General features: G+C 52.4%; 16 protein-coding genes. 6 read left to right on the top strand and 10 right to left on the bottom strand.

The features are described from left to right. Positions 1–106 precede the first annotated feature (106 nt). Positions 107–1591, top strand: a complete 1485-nt coding sequence (locus OGV57_RS06105; RefSeq protein ID WP_003836218.1) for an MFS transporter — start codon at positions 107–109, stop codon at positions 1589–1591. 3 nt (positions 1592–1594) lie between these two features. Here the strand turns inward: OGV57_RS06105 and OGV57_RS06100 are convergent, their stop codons facing one another. From OGV57_RS06100 to yddG, 3 genes are all read right to left on the bottom strand, one after another. Continuing rightward, positions 1595–2035: a GFA family protein gene (locus tag OGV57_RS06100; protein WP_003836219.1), complete on the bottom strand. Its 441-nt coding sequence runs from the start codon at positions 2033–2035 to the stop codon at positions 1595–1597. 83 nt (positions 2036–2118) lie between these two features. After that, a complete protein-coding gene (gene ompD, locus OGV57_RS06095) occupies positions 2119–3201 on the bottom strand; it encodes a porin OmpD (protein WP_054528393.1) in 1083 nt (360 codons plus the stop codon). Between the two features lie 461 nt (positions 3202–3662). Then, complete coding sequence (gene yddG, locus OGV57_RS06090) at positions 3663–4544, bottom strand: aromatic amino acid efflux DMT transporter YddG (protein WP_054528392.1); 882 nt, start codon at positions 4542–4544, stop codon at positions 3663–3665. A gap of 287 nt (positions 4545–4831) precedes the next feature. Here yddG and fdnG point away from each other — a divergent pair, with 287 nt between their 5' ends. The 4 genes from fdnG to OGV57_RS06070 all read left to right on the top strand — a co-directional run bounded on the left by fdnG (position 4832) and on the right by OGV57_RS06070 (position 10158). Further along, on the top strand, positions 4832–7879 hold the full coding sequence (gene fdnG, locus OGV57_RS06085) for a formate dehydrogenase-N subunit alpha (RefSeq protein ID WP_114070822.1): 3048 nt from the start codon (positions 4832–4834) through the stop codon (positions 7877–7879). A 13-nt stretch (positions 7880–7892) separates the two neighbouring features. Further along, positions 7893–8777 carry a formate dehydrogenase N subunit beta gene (fdnH, locus tag OGV57_RS06080; RefSeq protein ID WP_003836226.1) on the top strand — a complete coding sequence of 295 codons (885 nt, stop codon included), beginning with the start codon at positions 7893–7895 and terminating at the stop codon, positions 8775–8777. Further along, the gene (fdnI, locus tag OGV57_RS06075) at positions 8770–9426 is read left to right on the top strand and encodes a formate dehydrogenase-N subunit gamma (RefSeq protein WP_003020054.1); all 657 of its coding nucleotides are present in this window, start codon (positions 8770–8772) and stop codon (positions 9424–9426) included. The genes fdnH and fdnI overlap by 8 nt, the downstream gene beginning before the upstream one ends. 129 nt (positions 9427–9555) lie before the next feature. Beyond that, positions 9556–10158, top strand: a complete 603-nt coding sequence (locus OGV57_RS06070; protein WP_054528391.1) for an inorganic diphosphatase — start codon at positions 9556–9558, stop codon at positions 10156–10158. A gap of 79 nt (positions 10159–10237) precedes the next feature. On the opposite strand, the gene OGV57_RS06065 is transcribed toward OGV57_RS06070, so the two are convergent. From OGV57_RS06065 to sra, 3 genes are all read right to left on the bottom strand, one after another. Beyond that, positions 10238–11953, bottom strand: coding sequence for an ABC-F family ATP-binding cassette domain-containing protein (locus tag OGV57_RS06065; protein ID WP_054528390.1), 1716 nt, complete (start codon positions 11951–11953; stop codon positions 10238–10240). Between the two features lie 308 nt (positions 11954–12261). Continuing rightward, a complete protein-coding gene (gene maeA, locus OGV57_RS06060; protein WP_054528389.1) occupies positions 12262–13959 on the bottom strand; it encodes a malate dehydrogenase in 1698 nt (565 codons plus the stop codon). Positions 13960–14138: 179 nt separating this feature from the next. Then, complete coding sequence (gene sra, locus OGV57_RS06055) at positions 14139–14279, bottom strand: stationary-phase-induced ribosome-associated protein (RefSeq protein ID WP_003020039.1); 141 nt, start codon at positions 14277–14279, stop codon at positions 14139–14141. A gap of 227 nt (positions 14280–14506) precedes the next feature. On the opposite strand from sra, the gene osmC reads away from it, so the two are divergent. After that, positions 14507–14938 carry a peroxiredoxin OsmC gene (osmC, locus tag OGV57_RS06050; protein ID WP_003020036.1) on the top strand — a complete coding sequence of 144 codons (432 nt, stop codon included), beginning with the start codon at positions 14507–14509 and terminating at the stop codon, positions 14936–14938. 47 nt (positions 14939–14985) lie between these two features. Here osmC and OGV57_RS06045 read toward each other — a convergent pair whose 3' ends face one another. Genes OGV57_RS06045 through OGV57_RS06030 form a run of 4 tightly spaced genes read right to left on the bottom strand, consistent with a single transcriptional unit; the run spans position 14986 to position 19318 of the window. Continuing rightward, a complete protein-coding gene (locus OGV57_RS06045) occupies positions 14986–15756 on the bottom strand; it encodes a 3-hydroxybutyrate dehydrogenase (protein ID WP_003843689.1) in 771 nt (256 codons plus the stop codon). An 11-nt stretch (positions 15757–15767) separates the two neighbouring features. Beyond that, entirely contained in the window at positions 15768–17162 is a 1395-nt protein-coding gene (locus tag OGV57_RS06040) for a GntP family permease (protein WP_196491835.1), read from the bottom strand. A 37-nt stretch (positions 17163–17199) separates the two neighbouring features. Then, positions 17200–18123 (bottom strand): 3-hydroxyacyl-CoA dehydrogenase family protein, encoded by a 924-nt coding sequence (locus OGV57_RS06035; protein WP_054528388.1) that lies wholly within the window; start codon positions 18121–18123, stop codon positions 17200–17202. Then, complete coding sequence (locus OGV57_RS06030) at positions 18113–19318, bottom strand: acetyl-CoA C-acetyltransferase (RefSeq protein WP_054528387.1); 1206 nt, start codon at positions 19316–19318, stop codon at positions 18113–18115. The genes OGV57_RS06035 and OGV57_RS06030 overlap by 11 nt, the downstream gene beginning before the upstream one ends. Positions 19319–19328: the final 10 nt, after the last annotated feature.

Raw genomic sequence — 19328 nt, 5'->3', positions numbered from 1 at the left:
ATACCCGTTTAGCACGCAGTCTAACAAAAAGTTGGACATACGTTCAAATTTCCGTAGGATCGCCGAACCTGGACGTGTGTCCAGTTTCAGTTTTGAAGGGAGTTTTATGTTTCGTCAGTGGTTAACGTTAGTGATTATTGTGCTGGTCTACATCCCTGTTGCGATTGATGCAACGGTGCTGCACGTTGCCGCGCCCACGCTGAGTATGACGCTGGGTGCCAGTGGTAACGAGCTGCTGTGGATCATTGATATTTATTCTCTGGTAATGGCCGGTATGGTGTTGCCCATGGGGGCGCTGGGCGATCGCATTGGCTTTAAACGCTTGCTGCTGTTAGGTGGAGGCTTGTTTGGTCTGGCATCGCTGGCGGCCGCTTTTGCTCATAGCGCCAGTTGGCTGATTGTCACCCGGGCCGTGTTGGCGATTGGCGCGGCGATGATTGTGCCGGCAACGCTTGCGGGGATTCGCGCCACTTTCGCTGAGCAACGGCATCGTAATATGGCGCTCGGCGTCTGGGCCGCGGTTGGTTCCGGCGGTGCGGCGTTTGGCCCACTGGTTGGCGGGATGCTACTGGAGCACTTCTACTGGGGATCAGTATTCTTAATTAATGTACCGATTGTCCTGGTGGTAATGGCCTTAACCGCACGCTTAGTGCCGCGCCAGGCTGGACGTCGCGATCAATCGTTAAATTTTGGTCATGCGATAATGCTGATTGTCGCCATTCTGCTGCTGGTATACAGCGCCAAAACCGCGCTGAAAGGGCATACGGCGACCGTTGCTATCGCTCTGACGCTGTTAACCGGCGCTTTGCTGTTGTGGCAGTTTGTCCGCATCCAGCTTGCGGCAGCCCGCCCGATGATTGATATGCGGTTGTTCACGCATCGCATCATTTTAAGTGGTGTCGTGATGGCGATGACCGCGATGATAACGCTGGTGGGTTTCGAGTTACTGATGGCTCAGGAGCTACAGTTTGTCCACGGCTTAACACCGTATCAGGCAGGGTTGTTCATGCTGCCGGTGATGCTGGCAAGTGGTTTCAGCGGACCGATTGCCGGTATGTTGGTTTCACGTCTGGGGTTACGTTGTGTGGCAACGGCGGGCATGGCGCTGAGCGCTGTTAGCTTTTACGGCCTTGCGATGACGGATTTCAGTAGTCAACAGGTACAAGCCTGGATTTTGATGGCTTTGCTCGGCTTCAGCGCCGCCAGTGCGCTTCTGGCTTCAACAGCGGCTATCATGGCAGCAGCACCTGCGGAAAAAGCCGCGGCCGCGGGTGCCATCGAGACAATGGCTTATGAACTGGGAGCCGGACTTGGGATCGCTATCTTTGGTTTGCTGTTGAGCCGTAGCTTTTCTGCATCGATTCTGCCGCCAGCCGGACTTAATCCGCAGGAAATGGAACGTGCCTCATCGTCAATGGGGGAGGCGGTACAACTGGCGCACTCGCTCCCGTCGTCACTGAGTGAGGCATTGCTGACGGCTGCCAGAGAAGCGTTCACCTGGTCACATAGCGTGGCCTTAAGCAGCGCCGGCAGCATGCTTATCGTATTAGCGATAGGAATGTGGTTCAGTCTGGCAAAGGTACAACGTTAATAACTAGTGAGCTAAATGACAGGGGTAATCCATCTCTTCGACTTCTTTCCCACTCAGTCGAGCGTATTGCCCCGTCAATCTCCAGAACGCAGGCTGTGTTTCCGTATAGATTTCTGCTGCTAATATCAGGCGGCGGCGATCTACCTCATTAAGCTCCAGAAGTGTCCACGGAATAAAGTAGCGATCGCTGTCCGTCAACGTAAACCACAGTGGGCATCCGCAGCCGGAACAGAAGAACCGTTCACCACGATTTGAGGAAGGAAAGTGCGAAGGTTCTACCGATTCTGGTGACATCAGCGGGTGAGCGCTGGCTTCCAGATACATGGCGATGCCGCCAGACCATTTCTGACACAGCGTACAATGGCAGGCATAGACATCCAGCATTTCGACGTCGACGGTAAAATGACTCTGTCCGCAAAGACAACGACCAGTGAATGTCTGCACGGCATACTCCTTATGACCGAGTCTACATCAAGAGAAAAAGCCAGCCCTTGAAGGACTGGCTTTGTATTCTGACTACAACAAAATTAGAACTGGTAGTTCAGACCAACAGCCACGATGTTGTCAGTTGACACTTTCGCTGCATTGGTGAAGTTGTTGTCATCCAGCAGGTTGATTTTGTAATCAACGAAGGTGGACATGTTTTTGTTGAAGTAGTAAGTAGCACCCAGGTCTACGTATTCAACCAGATCCTGGTCGCCGTAACCGTTGATGTCTTTACCTTTGGATTTCAGGTAAGCAACGGACGGACGCAGACCGAAGTCGAACTGGTACTGAGCAACTACTTCAAAGTTTTGTGCTTTATCTGCAATACCAGTAACACCGGAGCCACCATAGGTGGTCATGTTGCGGGTTTCAGAGTAGGTGGTTGCCAGGTAGATGTTGTTCGCATCATATTTCAGACCAGCGGCCCATACTTCAGCGTTTTTACCGGAAGCCATGAAATCGCCGTTACCGACAGACTGTTTGTCGGTACGGTCAGATTTCGCATAGGTAGCACCTACGCCAAAGCCTTCATACTCATAAGTGGTAGACAGACCGAAGCCGTCACCGTTAGCTTCTTTCAGGTTGTCACGGTCATTTTTGCCCTGGTACTGAGCAGCAAAGTTCAGACCTTCAACCAGACCGAAGAAGTCGGTGTTACGGTAGGTTGCAACGCCAGTAGTACGGCCAGTCATGAATACGTCAGTCTGGGTCCAGGTATCACCACCGAACTCAGGCAGGACGTCGGTCCATGCGCCGATGTCGTAGGCCACGCCGTAGTTACGACCGTAGTCGAAAGAACCGTATTCAGCGAATTTCAGACCAGCGAATGCCAGACGAGTTTTGTCTGCTTCAGAGCCCTGGGATTCAGAACGGTTGCCTTTGAATTCATATTCCCACTGACCAAAACCAACCAGCTGGTCATTGATCTGAGTTTCACCTTTGAAGCCCAGACGCGCGTAGGTTTTGTCGCCATCGCTGCCGTTGTCGTCAGAGAAGTAGTGCTGAGCGTGAACTTTTCCGTAGATATCCAGTTTGTTTGCGTCTTTGTTATATACCTCAGCTGCGTTTACCGCACCTGCCGCCAACAGGCTAGTCACTGCCACTGCAACTAATTTAAGTTTCATTCTAAATAATCCTTATAATTTTTTCTTGGTGTGTTTCCTAAACCATTGCTAAACGAAGGGGTTCGTCAATGGCAAACTATTTTTAAATGACGCAGTGGTATAAGTTCAATAATAAGTTTCATAATATTGCGAAATATTTGAAGTTGTGTGATCCAGATCTACATAATATGGTTGATTGTATTAATCTTTATATGTGACAAATCTGAATGGGTATATTTACGTAGGGGACTATTGTCAGGGCTATGATTTAAATGGCGTTAGTTCCGCATGTGTAATATATGCATATGAATGGATATAGATAACCGCATAATATTTTCGTGTGTTAACTAATTACCATATATTTAACATTTAATTAAACAAATGAAAACATAAATCGCAAGTGGAATGAACAATTATTATTCATCAATTTGTCTAAAGTATAGCCGGGTTTTATTTGTTTGTGATAAAACCCGGTTTTTTTTTCAGGCGCGGCGCGTTGCCAGCCAACAAAGTAGTGAACCCGCGCAGACCATCAGTGCGCCCTGCCAGAAAGATAGCGAAAGCGGTGCACTGAGTAACACAGCAGCCAGTGCAGAAGAGAGCACAGGGGTAAAATAGGATCCTACGGCCATGATGGTCACGTTGCCATGCAAAATGCCAATATTCCACGCCGCATAGGCAAATCCTAACGTTAATGCCGCTGAGAACATTTTAATAGTCACCGAAGTGCTGAAAATCATTTCTGGTTGCGGAGTCATAAAATAGTAAATCCACAAACTTGCGGCTGTTAGTAAAACGAACACGGTGATGCCGTTAAAGCCTTTTGCATATTTATTGGTCACCGTGCAATACGTTGCCCAGATAAAAGCGCCGAGAAAGGCGAGAAAATAGCTCAGCGGACTGCTGGCAACATTGCTGATAATTTCATCAAGGTTAAGACCGTTTTCACCACCCAATACCCAACAAACCCCGGTCAATGCGATACTTAATCCAGGGATTACCAACCAGGTTGTTTTTTGACCATTAAATAAAATAGCAAACAATATTGTCAAACTTGGCCAGAGATAATTGACCATACCGACTTCAATAGCCTGGTGACGAGTAGCCGCATAACCGAGAGCCAGCGCTAAACATATTTCATAGGTAACAAAAAGCACGCTACCAGCGATTAAATAACGCACAGGAATTTTTCTGATATTCGGAAAGCCGACGGTAAATATCAGCAACAGACCACTTAAGGAAAAAATCATTGCTGCGCCGCCCGCAGGACCCAGTCCTTCACTTACCCCACGCATGAGTCCGACCATCGTGCTCCAGAGCACGATGGCAATGAGCCCAATTAACGTTGCCTTTTGTTTTGTCATTCTGATTGTCTGTCCATGGTACTGGCAAAAATTTAAGCTGAAATTTATAGCACTTTTATACCGTAGCGCGCTAATTAATTGCCTTTCCCATACTCCCTTATGGGTACAAGAGTTAAACAAAGTGCACTATTTAGTAGCGGAACCGTTTCGTTATTGATTTGACGCAAAAAAAATATGGATATAGCTGATAGTTTCGTCGCGAAGTTGTACATGGCATCTTTCAGACTGCCGCGCTGGCGCAATTTGAGAGATTTCCTGTACGAACCCCTGCAAAAAAGAGGAAAGCAATGGACGTCAGCCGCAGACAATTTTTTAAAATCTGCGCGGGCGGTATGGCGGGAACTACAGTGGCCGCTTTGGGTTTTGCACCCAAAATGGCACTGGCTCAGGCGCGAAACTATAAGCTGTTACGCGCCAAAGAGATCCGAAACACCTGCACATACTGTTCCGTAGGTTGCGGGCTATTAATGTATAGCCTGGGAGATGGAGCAAAAAACGCCAAAGAGTCGATTTACCATATTGAAGGGGATCCGGATCATCCGGTGAGCCGCGGGGCATTATGTCCTAAGGGCGCAGGATTACTGGATTACGTGCACAGTGAAAACCGTCTGCGTTACCCGGAATATCGCGCCCCTGGTTCCGACAAATGGCAGCGTATCAGCTGGGATGAAGCATTCACCCGTATCGCGAAGCTGATGAAAACTGACCGTGACGCCAACTTTATCGAGAAGAATGAGCAGGGCGTAACGGTAAACCGCTGGCTTTCAACCGGGATGCTGTGTGCATCTGCGGCAAGTAATGAAACCGGTATGCTGACGCAAAAATTTGTGCGCTCACTCGGCATGCTGGCAGTAGACAACCAGGCGCGCGTCTGACACGGACCAACGGTAGCAAGTCTTGCTCCAACATTTGGTCGCGGTGCGATGACCAACCACTGGGTTGATATTAAAAATGCTAACGTCGTGATGGTGATGGGCGGTAACGCCGCTGAAGCACATCCGGTGGGATTCCGCTGGGCGATGGAAGCAAAAAACAACAATGATGCCACGCTGATTGTTGTTGACCCTCGTTTTACACGTACAGCTTCGGTGGCGGATATCTATGCGCCAATTCGTTCCGGCACGGACATTACGTTCCTGTCCGGCGTCTTGCTGTACCTGATTGAAAACAACAAAATCAACGCTGAATACGTTAAGCATTACACCAACGCCAGCCTGCTGGTGCGGGATGACTTTGCTTTTGAAGACGGTCTGTTCAGCGGTTATGACGCAAACAAACGCCAATATGATAAATCGTCCTGGAACTACCAGTTCGATGAAAACGGCTACGCTAAACGCGATGAAACGTTAAGCCATCCTCGCTGTGTCTGGAACCTGCTAAAACAGCACGTTTCCCGCTACACGCCGGATGTGGTGGAAAACATTTGTGGTACGCCGAAAGAAGACTTCCTGAAAGTCTGCGAAGTGCTGGCTTCCACCAGCGCAGCCGATCGCACCACCACGTTCCTGTATGCGTTGGGTTGGACTCAGCATACCGTCGGGGCACAGAACATCCGCACCATGGCGATGATCCAGTTGCTGCTCGGCAACATGGGGATGGCAGGTGGCGGTGTCAACGCCTTGCGCGGTCACTCCAACATTCAAGGGTTAACCGACTTAGGTCTGCTCTCTACCAGCCTGCCGGGCTACCTGACGCTGCCGTCAGAGAAACAGACAGATCTGCAAACCTATCTGGCCGCGAACACGCCAAAAGCGACATTGGCCGATCAGGTTAACTACTGGGGCAACTATCCGAAGTTCTTCGTCAGCTTGATGAAATCTTTCTACGGCAATGCTGCACAGAAAGAAAACGACTGGGGCTTTGAGTGGCTGCCGAAGTGGGATCAGTCCTACGACGTCATCAAATACTTCAACATGATGGATAGCGGAAAAGTCACCGGCTACATCTGTCAGGGCTTTAACCCTGTTGCGTCCTTCCCAGACAAAAACAAAGTGGTGCAGAGCCTCAGCAAACTGAAGTATCTGGTGGTTATCGATCCGCTGGTGACCGAAACCTCAACGTTCTGGCAGAACCACGGCGAGTCAAACGACGTTGATCCTGCGTCGATTCAGACCGAAGTCTTCCGTTTGCCTTCTACCTGCTTTGCGGAAGAGGACGGCTCCATCTCCAACTCCGGCCGTTGGCTGCAGTGGCACTGGAAAGGTCAGGACGCACCGGGCGAAGCTCGCAACGACGGCGAAATTCTGGCCGGTATTTACCACCGCCTGCGAGAAATGTATCGCACTGAAGGCGGTAAAGCTGTAGAACCCGTTCTGAAAATGAGCTGGAACTATAAGCAGCCGGACGAACCGCACTCAGAGGAAGTGGCGAAAGAGAACAACGGCTATGCGCTGGAAGATCTCTATGATGCCAACGGTGTACTGATTGCGAAGAAAGGTCAGTTGCTCAACAGCTTTGCGTTGCTGCGCGATGATGGTTCTACGTCATCATCCTGCTGGATTTATACCGGTAGCTGGACCGAGCAGGGCAACCAGATGGCCAATCGCGATAACGCCGATCCGTCAGGTCTGGGTAATACGCTGGGCTGGGCCTGGGCATGGCCGCTGAACCGTCGCGTGCTGTATAACCGCGCTTCGGCGGATCCACAGGGTAAACCGTGGGATCCAAAACGCATGCTTATCCAGTGGAACGGTACGAAGTGGACGGGTAACGATATCCCGGACTTCAATACCGCGGCACCGGGCAGTGGCACCAATCCATTTATCATGCAGCCGGAAGGGCTGGGGCGTCTGTTTGCTATCGATAAGATGGCGGAAGGTCCGTTCCCGGAACACTACGAGCCGATGGAAACGCCGCTGGGTACTAACCCGCTGCACCCGAATGTGATCTCCAACCCGGCAGCGCGTCTGTACGAGGCGGATAAACTCCGTATGGGCACGAAACAGGACTTCCCGTACGTCGGGACGACCTATCGTCTGACCGAACATTTCCATACCTGGACCAAGCACGCATTGCTGAATGCGATTGCCCAGCCAGAGCAGTTTGTGGAAATCAGCGAAACGCTGGCGGCAGCGAAAGGGATCAACAACGGCGATCACGTGAAAGTTAGCAGTAAACGTGGATTTATTCGCGCAGTTGCCGTGGTGACCCGTCGTCTGCGTACCCTGAACGTCAACGGTCAGCAGGTTGAAACGGTTGGGATCCCAATCCACTGGGGCTTTGAAGGAGTCGCGCGTAAAGGCTTTATCGCCAACACCCTGACGCCGAATGTCGGTGATGCAAACTCGCAAACGCCGGAATACAAAGCGTTTTTAGTTAACATCGAGAAGGCGTAAGGGAGGCGAACATATGTCTATGGAAACGCAGGACATCATCAAACGGTCCGCAACAAACTCCATCACGCCGCCACCTCAGGCCCGTGATTACAAAGCCGAGGTCGCGAAGCTGATCGACGTTTCCACCTGTATAGGCTGTAAGGCCTGTCAGGTGGCATGCTCAGAGTGGAACGATATCCGTGATGAAGTTGGCCACTGCGTCGGGGTGTATGACAACCCCGCCGATCTCAGCGCCAAGTCCTGGACGGTGATGCGGTTTACCGAAACCGAACAGAACGGCAAGCTGGAATGGCTGATTCGTAAAGACGGCTGTATGCACTGTGAAGATCCGGGCTGCCTGAAGGCATGCCCGTCTGCCGGGGCAATCATCCAGTACGCCAACGGGATTGTCGATTTCCAGTCAGAACACTGTATTGGCTGCGGCTACTGTATTGCCGGGTGTCCATTTAATATTCCGCGCCTCAATAAAGAGGATAACCGCGTGTATAAATGTACGCTGTGTGTCGACCGGGTCAGCGTCGGGCAGGAACCTGCCTGCGTGAAGACCTGTCCGACCGGGGCAATACATTTCGGCACCAAGCAGGAAATGCTGGAAATGGGCGAACAGCGTGTGGCAAAACTGAAAGCACGCGGTTTCGAACACGCCGGTCTCTACAACCCGGAAGGTGTGGGTGGTACGCACGTTATGTACGTTCTGCATCATGCCAACCAGCCGGAGCTGTATCACGGCCTGCCGAAAGATCCGCAGATCGATACCTCTATCAATCTGTGGAAAGGGGCGCTGAAACCGCTGGCCGCTGCCGGATTTATCGCCACCTTCGCCGGGCTGATTTACCACTACATTGGTATCGGTCCGAATAAGGAAGTGGACGACGACGAGGAGGAACATCATGAGTAAGTCGAAAATGATTGTGCGCACGAAGTTTATCGACCGCGCCTGTCACTGGACGGTGGTGATCTGCTTCTTCCTGGTGGCGCTGTCGGGGATTTCGTTCTTCTTCCCGACTCTGCAATGGCTGACGCAAACCTTCGGTACGCCGCAGATGGGACGCATTTTGCACCCGTTCTTCGGCATACTGATCTTCGTCGCGCTAATGTTCATGTTTGTGCGCTTTGTGCACCACAACATCCCGGATAAAAAAGATATTCCGTGGCTGAAAAACATTGTGGAAGTGCTGAAAGGCAATGAACACAAAGTAGCGGATGTGGGCAAGTACAACGCCGGGCAGAAAATGATGTTCTGGTCGATCATGAGCATGATTTTCGTGCTGCTGATTACCGGTATTATTATCTGGCGTCCATACTTTGCGCAGTTCTTCCCGATGCAGGTTGTGCGCTATAGCCTGCTGATCCATGCGGCGGCGGGGATTATCCTGATGCACGCCATCCTCATTCATATGTATATGGCATTCTGGGTGAAAGGATCGATTAAAGGCATGGTCGAAGGGAAAGTGAGCCGTCGCTGGGCGAAGAAACATCACCCACGTTGGTATCGCGAAGTTGAAAGACAAGAGGCGAAAAAAGAGAGCGAGGAAGGGGTTAACTAATCCCTGATGTTCCCTCTACGCAATGGCGCTACATCGGTAGCGCCATTTTTTTGCCAAAAAAACGTCATGTTTCTGTCATCTGCTGAACGTAAGGTGTTGTCTTTCCGATAATAGAAGAGTTAAAAGACAATGCATCTGGTGAAAAAACTACTCGCAGTCAGCGTGTTTCTTTGTGCTTCAGCTCAGGCGCAGAACATCCTCGAATTTCCTCAGCCGGAGAATAACCCGGAAGAGTTTTATGCCGTAACCGAAATCCCGGCAGGTGGAATGATTAAATATGAAACCGACGCCAAAACCGGGTTTATCGTTGCCGATCGCTTCCAGTCAATGCCTGTTGCCTATCCCGCCAACTACGGTTCACTAACCCAGTCTTTAGCCGGTGACGGCGACCCGCTGGATGTTATCTTTTATACTCGTGCGCCGCTGGCTCCAGGGACGTTAATTAAGCTGCGCGCAATAGGCGTCCTGAAGATGATCGACGGCGGTGAAAAGGACGACAAAATTGTCGCCGTGCCGGCCAGTAAAATTGACCCCACTTATGACAACATCAAAGAATTGAGCGATCTGCCCAAGATTGAAGTTCAACGTCTGGAATCTTTCTTCCGCGTGTACAAAGATCTGCCGGAAGGGCGCAAGAAGGTCGAATTAAACGGTTTCAACGACGCCGCTACGGCAAAGCAAGAGATCAAACAGGCCTGGGATGCCTGGAAAGAGAAAAAATCACAGCAATAAATGGTATGCCGGATGGCAGGCCTACACGCGCATTTTGCTGGTGTAGGCCGGATAAGCTTGCGCCATCCGGCAATAAAGATTACTTCAGTTGTGAGTTCAGACGCTCAATCTCTTTACGCCATTGCGCCTGTAACAGCGGTTTTTGATGTTTCGGCTTGCGGGCGAGATCGTCGGCCAGACGCTGTTCCAGATCGAGGAGTTGTTCCAGCAATCCATCGCTGTCACAGCTTATTTCAACTTTCGCTTCGACCACCGTTTTGGGAACGGTTATCTCCGCGGACGTTTCCCTAATACGCGCATTGACCGCCTCCAGATCGTGCCATTCACTGAGTTCGCCATTGTCGATTAACCAGAACCGGTTACAGCTTTGGCTGATAAGCTGCCGGTCGTGACTGACCAGCAACACGCCGCCGTTATAGCTTTGTAGCGTTTCTGCCAGCGCCTCTTTACCTTCCATATCCAGATGGTTGGTCGGTTCATCGAGCATCAGCAGACTGTAACGTGCAAGCGTCAGCCCCACAAACAGCAGCCGGGAGCGCTCACCACCGCTTAATGTACTGACCCTCTGCGTATGACGAATCCACGGAAAACCCGCGCTAATCAGCGCCATCTTGCGAATCTCTGGCTGCGGGGCAAACGCTTCCAGCGCGTCAAACAATGAATCGTTATCGGCAAGCTGATGCAGCGTCTGATCGTAATAGCCCAGCGTAACGCGCGGGTGCAACACCAGTGAAGTCGATGCCAGCGGTGACTGAAACTGTTGCCAGATAAGCCTTAACAGCGATGATTTACCGCAACCATTACGCCCGACAATTGCCACGCGATCGCCGCTTTTTAACCGGATACCGGCAATGGAAAACAGTGTATCTGCGTCGGGAGCAGGGGCTACAGACAGATTGGTCATCTCCAGCAAACGATCTGCACGCAGGGAATCACCCCGCAATGTTAGTGTCCACTGACTTCCTGCCGTCACTTCTGTCTGCACCTCTTTCAGGCGCTGCACCTGTTTTTCCATCTGCTTGGCCTTGCGGGAGAGATCTTCGTTGTCGTAGACCCGCCCCCAGGTTGCCAGCCGTTTGCTGCTGGCGGTAACCCGGTCTATCTCTTTTTGCTCAGCCTTGTGGCGCAGAGCATCGCTGACGTCTCTTTCTGCCAGCGCCTGACGTGCCGCGCTACAGGGCAGATCAAAGGCATGGAGAGTGCGATCGCGCAGGATCCACGTTCCGTGAGTCACCGCGTCCAGCAACTGCGGGTCGTGGGAAACCACCACAAAACTGCCAGACCAGTTCTGTAAGAACTGCTCCAGCCACAGTAATGTTGGCAAATCCAAATGGTTACCCGGTTCATCCAGCAGCAGCAGGTCAGGATTACGCATCAATGCCCGCGCTAATAGCAAGCGTGTGTGCTGGCCACCGCTCAACGTTTGCGCTGTCAGAGATAAATTCTCTGGCGTGAAACCCATTTCGGCAAGCAGCGCTTCAACTCGCCATTGTTGAGCCGCACGCTCATGCTCAGGAAGTTGAGCGAGAACGGCTTCCTGCAGCGTAAGAGGCAATATATCGTCAGGTAGATGTTGTTCTACACGCGCGAGATGGCAGTGATTCGCTTGCGCGATTGCTCCACTGGTGGGCGAAATCGTGCCATCGAGCAGTTTTAACAGCGTGCTTTTTCCGCAGCCGTTGTAACCGATAAGCCCGATGCGGTCGCCTTTTTTCAGGGTAAAGGAAAGATCGTCGAATAGCGTGCCGAATGCCGTATCAACGTGTAAGGATTGTGCGGTTAGTAATGTGCTCATTGTTGCTTACTCAAGAGTTACAGGCGTGAAAACGCCTCGTCAAACATCGCTGACGATAACCCGGTAAGCCCGAGAGAAGGGGATTTAGAAGTTAGCTTCGCTCAAGCAAAGTTATCGCAGCACGATACCGATAACGCTTGAGCACTGGCGATCGCCAAAAGCATGTGAAACGATAAAACGTTCACAGTACAGCATAAGTATCCTCCTTTTGTTTTTCAGAGTGTTGATCGGTAGCGAAAGTGTAATCGCAAATTACGCTTTCGCGCAAACTTTGCACGCCCGGCAGCAATGTGCCGCCGGGCAAACCGTCAGATAGAAGTACGACGGTAGTCGCGATATTCCGCCTGCCAGAAATTATCGTCAATAGCCTGTTGCAGCGCTTCGGCGGAGGTTTTCACCGCCACACCTTGCTGCTGGGCCATTTTACCCACGGCAAAGGCAATCGCGCGGGAAACGATCTGAATATCTTTCAGTTCTGGTAACACCAGTCCTTCGCCGTTCAACACCAGCGGAGAATACTGCGCCAGTGTTTCACTGGCTGACATCAGCATTTCATCGGTAATGCGCGATGCGCCAGAAGCAATAACACCCAGCCCGATACCCGGGAAAATATAGGCGTTGTTACACTGGGCAATCGGGAAGACTTTTTCCTTCCACACTACCGGCGCGAACGGACTACCGGTCGCAACCAGTGCGTTACCTTCGGTCCAGGCGATAATATCCTGTGGCGTAGCTTCCACGCGTGAAGTCGGGTTAGACAGCGGCATGACGATCGGACGCGGACAATGCTTGTGCATTTCGCGGATGATCTCTTCGGTAAACAGACCAACCTGTCCGGAAACCCCGATCAGGATGTCAGGTTTAACGTTGCGGACCACATCGAGCAACGACAGGACATCTTCTTGTGTATCCCAGTGCTGCAGATTTTCGCGTTTTTGCACCAGTTTGGTCTGGAAGGAGAGCAGGTTCGGCATTTTGTCGGTTAAGAGGCCGAAGCGATCGACCATGAATACGCGTTGACGCGCCGCTTCTTCGCTTAAACCTTCTCGCTGGATTTGCGCAATGATCTGCTCGGCGATCCCGCATCCGGCGGAACCCGCGCCGAGGAAGACGATGTTTTGTTCGCTCAGCTGGCTTCCGGCCGCGCGGCTAGCCGCAATCAGCGTACCGACGGTAACCGCCGCGGTGCCCTGAATATCGTCGTTAAATGAGCAAATTTCATCGCGATAACGGGTCAGCAGTGGCATAGCGTTTTTCTGGGCGAAATCTTCAAACTGCAACAGCACGTCCGGCCAGCGATGCTTCACGGCCTGGATGAATTCATCAACGAATTCGTAGTATTCATCATCAGTGATACGCGGATTGCGCCAGCCCATATACAGCGGATCGTTCAGCAGTTGCTGGTTGTTGGTCCCCACGTCCAGTACCACCGGAAGTGTATAGGCCGGGCTAATTCCGCCACATGCGGTATACAGCGACAGTTTACCGATTGGAATGCCCATCCCGCCGATCCCCTGATCGCCAAGACCTAAAATACGTTCGCCATCGGTGACAACGATGACCTTGATATTGTGGTTAGGCACGTTTTGCAGGATATCGTCCATATTGTGGCGGTTCTGATAAGAGATAAACACGCCGCGCGCACGACGATAAATCTCAGAGAAACGCTCACAGGCTGCGCCGACCGTTGGGGTATAGATAACTGGCATCATCTCATCCAGGTGATTATGCACCAATCGGTAAAACAGGGTTTCGTTGGTGTCCTGGATGTTGCGCAGGTAAATATGCTTGTCGATTTCGGTTTTGAAGCCCTGATATTGGATCCAGGCGCGTTCAGCCTGTTCTTCAATCGTTTCGACGACTTCCGGCAGTAACCCCAGCAGGTTGAAGTTACGGCGTTCTTCCACACTGAAGGCGCTCCCTTTATTCAGTAAAGGGAATTCCAGCAGTACCGGGCCAGCGTAAGGGATGTAAAGGGAACGCAGTTTTTTAGTTTCGTTTTCCATGTCACTCACTCTTTTTTGAATAACCGTCCCTGGCGCTCTTTATGATCGTATGTGGCCTGTCCGCCAGGGAAACGGGCGAAGTATAAAGCATTGTGAATGGGTTAAGGGGTTTTATAAGCAAAAACACCACTGCGGTTGCAATGGTGTTTATCTCGTTACTCAGTCAGACGTGCGAAAGGCTACTTGCCGTCAGCGCGGCGCTTTCTTCCAGTAGGATTGTTGACCACGTTGGTTTTGTCACCTTCGGTCACGATTTTACGTTGATTTGAGATTTTGTGGTCCAGTCCGAGAATATGACGGGCCTGACGGTTCGATTTCATTCTAACTCCTTAATCCTGTTACTGGTTTCAAGGGCGAGCCCGTATGAGAACGGACGAAATACAACCTGATATAAAGCCGATGTTCAACATAACGGCTTTCTGGATGGTCGGTCATTTTATCTGAAAGGTCAATGCTTAAGCGGCAAATGAGAACTATCCCGTATGTAACATGCTTTTTCCCGGGCGTCCTATACTAGTAACTCCGACGACAACACAGGAGAGCGGTAATGACTATCCATAAGAAAGGTCAGGCACACTGGGAAGGCGACATTAAGCGCGGCAAAGGCACTGTGTCGACCGAAAGTGGCGTGTTGAATCAGCAACCGTATGGGTTTAATACACGATTTGAAGGTGAGAAAGGTACCAATCCTGAAGAGTTGATTGGCGCGGCCCATGCAGCCTGCTTCTCGATGGCGCTTTCACTGATGCTGGGTGAAGCAGGGTTTACCCCAGATGCCATTGATACCACTGCCGATGTTTCTCTGGATAAGGTAGATGCCGGGTTTGCGATCACTAAAGTCGCGTTGCATAGCCAGGTGAGCGTGCCGGGGATAGACGCCGCCACGTTTGACGGCATCATCCAGAAAGCAAAAGCCGGATGCCCGGTATCTCAGGTTCTGAAAGCGGAAATAACGCTGGATTACAAACTGAAGTCTTAATAAAGTCGTGCCGGATGTGACCAGTTCTTATCCGGCACCTGATGATGTTATTGCGCTACCCAACCGCCATCCATATTCCACGCTACGCCACGCACTTGCGCCGCACCGTCTGAACATAAGAATAACGCGAGATTCCCTAACTGCTCTGGGGTAACGAATTCGCGCGACGGCTGCTTTTCAGCCAGCAAGGCGTCACGGGCTGCCTCAGGCTCTGCGCCTTCGGCAATACGTTTATCGATCTGCTGCTGGACCAGCGGCGTTAGCACCCAGCCGGGACACAGCGCATTGCAGGTGATTTCCGTCTGCGCGGTTTCCAGCGCGATGGTCTTGGTTAATCCCACCACACCGTGCTTCGCTGCTACGTAGGCAGATTTCTCTTTTGAAGCCACCAGGCCGTGAACAGAAGCGATATTAATGATGCGCCCCCAGTTTCGCGCGCGCATACCGGGAAGCGCCAGACGCGTGGTGTGAAAAACGGAGGAGAGGTTAATCGCGATAATCGCGTTCCATTTATCAACCGGGAAGGTTTCTATCGGTGAAACATGCTGGATCCCGGCGTTATTGATAAGAATATCCACACCGCCGAATTCGCTCTCTGCATAGCGCATCATGTCGGCAATTTGCGCTTCATCGCTCAGATCCGCGCCATGATAGCCTGGCGTTTTGCCATACTGCGCAACAGCGTCTTTGGCAGCATCAACATCACCAAACCCGTTGAGGATCAGAGTGGCGCCAGCTTGCGCCAGCACCTGTGCGATACCTAATCCGATACCACTGGTCGAGCCGGTAACCAGGGCGGTTTTTCCCGTTAAGTTCATGATGATTCTCCTTAAACAATTCCGGTGGTGTAGAAGACGCCGATGACAAACAGTACGGCCAGACTTTTAATGATGGTAATAGCGAAAATTCCGCCATACGCCTGACGATGACTAAGGCCGGTGATAGCCAATAAGGTAATGACCGCGCCGTTATGCGGTAGGGTGTCCATACCGCCGCTGGCCATAGATGCCACGCGGTGGAATACTTCAAGTGGGATATTGGCGGCATGTGCGGCAGCGATGAAAGTGTCAGACATGGCGGCAAGGGCAATACTCATCCCGCCAGACGCCGAACCGGTGATCCCGGCAAGCGTGGTAATGCTGATAGCCTCATTGAGCAGCGGGTCAGGAATAGCCGCCAGCGCTTTTGACAGCACGAGGAAGCCCGGCAGGGCGGCGATCACTGCGCCAAAACCGTACTCTGACGCGGTGTTCATCGCCGCGAGGATCGCGCCACCAACTGCCGTTCTGCTGCCTTCAGCCAGGCGACCTTTAATGTTGCGGTAGCCGAAGAGCACCACCAGCAGAATCCCAGAAATCAGCGCCGCTTCCACTGCCCAGATAGCGGTGATTTTACCGACTTCGGTGGTAATTGGTTTGGCAAGACCCGGAAGTTCAAGTTGATGCGTGGCGCCATACCACTGTGGGATCCAGCGGGTAAACAGCAGGTTAAATACCCCAACTAGGATCAGCGGAGAGATCGCGATGATCGGGTTCGGCAGATTAATGTTATCCGGCGTTTCCGGCTCGTTTAACAGTTCAGTGCCATAGCCTTCATTCTTTGCCTGCGCTTTACGACGCTGACGTTCGAGATAAACCAGACCGACGAAAATAATAAACAGCGAGCCTATCAGCCCCAGCCACGGCGCAGCCCAGGCGTTAGTCCCAAAGAAGCTGGTCGGAATAATGTTCTGGATCTGCGGCGTGCCTGGCAGAGCATCCATAGTGAAAGAGAATGCGCCCAGCGCAACGGTGGCCGGGATCAGGCGCTTAGGAATATTACTCTGGCGGAACAGCTCCGCCGCAAATGGATACACCGCAAACGCCACGACGAACAGCGAAACCCCGCCGTAGGTTAACAGCGCGCACACCAGCACGATCACCGGGATGGCGTGACGACGACCGAGGATGTTGATAGCGGCGGCAACAATGGAACGTGAAAATCCAGATAACTCGATTAACTTGCCAAACACTGCACCCAGCAAGAACACCGGGAAGTAAAGCTTCACAAAACCGACCATTTTTTCCATAAACAGGCCGGTGAAAGCGGGGCCGACGGCGCTGGGTTCAGTGAGTAATACAGCACCTAATGCCGCGATGGGGGCAAACAGAATGACGCTGTATCCGCGATAGGCTGCAAGCATCAGCAGGCCCAGCGCTGCCAGGGCGATTAATACACTCATCATGACTCCTTATTATTATATTGGGGTACAGAAAGAGACGTTATGGTTTCAGGGCAAAACGCAGTTGATGCTCTCTGCGTTGCTGGATGTACTCCTTGCGCGAATCATCCCAGCGATAAAATCCCTGACCGCTGCGTAAACCGGTATCACCGTTGGCTACCTTGTCAGCGACCAACGACATCATCTCGCTGCCGGTTGCCAGTTCCGGGAGCAGATGCCGACAAATATCCTGCACCGTAGAGAGTCCGGTCATATCTGCCGCTTCCAGCGGACCAACCATCGCATAGCGACGTCCGAGCGAGGCACGCATGACCTGATCCACCACCTCTGCGCTGGCGATGCCGCTTTTAACGATATGAAGCGCTTCACGAAGCAAAGCAAACTGCAGTCGATTGCCGACAAACCCTGGTGCGGCGCGATCGAGCACGACGGCTTCCAGTTGCATCGAGAGCAGCCACTGTTGCAGCTCACGCAGGTATTCCGCTTTGGTGGCGGTGCCGGGGACAATTTCGACCAGCGGAATAAAATGTGGCGGGTGCCAGAAATGGGCGATGAGCAGCCGCTCAGGATGGACGAGCTTTTCTGCCAGCGCATCCGGCGGCAGGCCGCTGGTATTACTGGCAATGACGGCCTCAGGCGCGATCATATCTTCTAGTTGCGCATACAACGCGTGCTTGAGCTCGAGCCGCTCCGGGATCGCTTCAATCAGTAACCCGCACGCAGCAATCTCCGGTAGCGAAGTCGTACCGTGCAGACGACTCACAACCTGGTCTTTTTCGTCTACGGCAAACTGTTCGGCGGTAATCAGCTCATCCAGAATACCGCTGGCAACGGCGCTAATTTCTGCAATTCGGCTGCTATCGGTGTCATACAGCCAGACATCGTGACCATAACGGGCGAAGTGGGTGGCAATACCGACCCCCATTAACCCCGCCCCCAGAACGCAGACAGGCTTACTTTGCATGAGAGACCTCCTGCAAACGCTCTACCGCCAGCGCTACGCCCTGACCGCCGCCTACGCACAGCGTAGCCAGCCCTTTGGTCGCGTTACTGCGGACCATTTCGTGCAACAGTGTCACCAGGATTCGGCAACCAGATGCACCGATGGGATGGCCCAGCGCAATCGCGCCGCCATTTACGTTCACCCGGTCGCTGTCCCAGTTCAGGGATTCGCCAACCGCCAGCGCTTGTGCGGCAAAGGCTTCGTTGGCCTCAATGAGATCGACATCATTCAACGTCCAGCCCGCTCGCTTCAGGCACTGGAGTGACGCTTCTACCGGCCCAAGGCCCATAATGGCGGGATCGACACCAGAAACCGCGTAGCCTGTTACCCGGGCAAGCACTGGCAAATTGAGTTCTGCGGCTTTGCCGGCGCTCATCAACATCACCGCGGCGGCACCATCATTGATGGATGATGCATTTCCGGCGGTCACCGTGCCGTTTCCTGGCCGAAATGCTGGTTTAAGTTGCGCCAGCTTGTCGGCCTGAGTATCCGGGCGAGGCTGTTCGTCACGGTCCACCACACGTGGCGGCTTTTTGCCTTGTGGAACGCTAACCGGCGTGATTTCCGCGCTAAAACGACCCGCTTCAATGGCGGCAGCGGCTTTTTGCTGGGAGCGCAGGGCAAAGAAGTCCTGCTGCTCACGACTGATTACGAACTTATCCGCCAGATTTTCGGCAGTAATACCCATGTGATAGTCGTTGAACGCATCCCACAGGCCGTCATGGACCACGCTGTCTTTCATACTGGCATGACCCAGCCGCAGGCCGGCCCGCGCGCCGTCGAGAAAATAGGGCGCATTGCTCATGCTCTCCTGACCTCCGGCAATCACGATTTGCGCATCGCCACAGCGAATTGCCTGTACCGCCTGATGCACCGCCTTCAGGCCAGAACCGCACACCAGATTAATAGTTAACGCCGGTGTGGTTGACGGCAGTCCTGCGCGTAACGCCGTTTGTCTGGCCGGATTCTGGCCGCAGCCTGTCGTGAGCACCTGACCTAAAATCACTTCATCAATTTGTTCAGGCGCCACAGCCGTTTTTTCCAGCAGCGAACGAACAACCGCTGTACCTAACTCCACGGCGGAAAGTGGTGCCAGCGCACCATGAAAACTGCCAATCGGGGTGCGCGTTGCCGCGACAATTACAACATCCTGCATGGTCAGCTCC

The organism is Citrobacter sp. Cf087 (assembly GCF_030334285.1).
Lineage (GTDB): Bacteria > Pseudomonadota > Gammaproteobacteria > Enterobacterales > Enterobacteriaceae > Citrobacter > Citrobacter freundii.
Note: the sequence above shows the minus strand (reverse complement) of the source record. Positions and strands in the feature narration are given on the sequence as shown.

Excerpts from the sequence above, each read along its gene's own strand:
- OGV57_RS06105 (WP_003836218.1), top strand. The coding sequence starts at position 107 with ATGTTTCGTCAGTGGTTAACGTTAGTGATTATTGTGCTGGTCTACATC.
- ompD (WP_054528393.1), bottom strand. The coding sequence starts at position 3,201 with ATGAAACTTAAATTAGTTGCAGTGGCAGTGACTAGCCTGTTGGCGGCA.
- yddG (WP_054528392.1), bottom strand. The coding sequence starts at position 4,544 with ATGACAAAACAAAAGGCAACGTTAATTGGGCTCATTGCCATCGTGCTC.
- fdnH (WP_003836226.1), top strand. The coding sequence starts at position 7,893 with ATGTCTATGGAAACGCAGGACATCATCAAACGGTCCGCAACAAACTCC.
- fdnI (WP_003020054.1), top strand. The coding sequence starts at position 8,770 with ATGAGTAAGTCGAAAATGATTGTGCGCACGAAGTTTATCGACCGCGCC.
- OGV57_RS06070 (WP_054528391.1), top strand. The coding sequence starts at position 9,556 with ATGCATCTGGTGAAAAAACTACTCGCAGTCAGCGTGTTTCTTTGTGCT.
- OGV57_RS06065 (WP_054528390.1), bottom strand. The coding sequence starts at position 11,953 with ATGAGCACATTACTAACCGCACAATCCTTACACGTTGATACGGCATTC.
- maeA (WP_054528389.1), bottom strand. The coding sequence starts at position 13,959 with ATGGAAAACGAAACTAAAAAACTGCGTTCCCTTTACATCCCTTACGCT.
- sra (WP_003020039.1), bottom strand. The coding sequence starts at position 14,279 with ATGAAATCGAACCGTCAGGCCCGTCATATTCTCGGACTGGACCACAAA.
- osmC (WP_003020036.1), top strand. The coding sequence starts at position 14,507 with ATGACTATCCATAAGAAAGGTCAGGCACACTGGGAAGGCGACATTAAG.
- OGV57_RS06045 (WP_003843689.1), bottom strand. The coding sequence starts at position 15,756 with ATGAACTTAACGGGAAAAACCGCCCTGGTTACCGGCTCGACCAGTGGT.
- OGV57_RS06040 (WP_196491835.1), bottom strand. The coding sequence starts at position 17,162 with ATGATGAGTGTATTAATCGCCCTGGCAGCGCTGGGCCTGCTGATGCTT.
- OGV57_RS06035 (WP_054528388.1), bottom strand. The coding sequence starts at position 18,123 with ATGCAAAGTAAGCCTGTCTGCGTTCTGGGGGCGGGGTTAATGGGGGTC.
- OGV57_RS06030 (WP_054528387.1), bottom strand. The coding sequence starts at position 19,318 with ATGCAGGATGTTGTAATTGTCGCGGCAACGCGCACCCCGATTGGCAGT.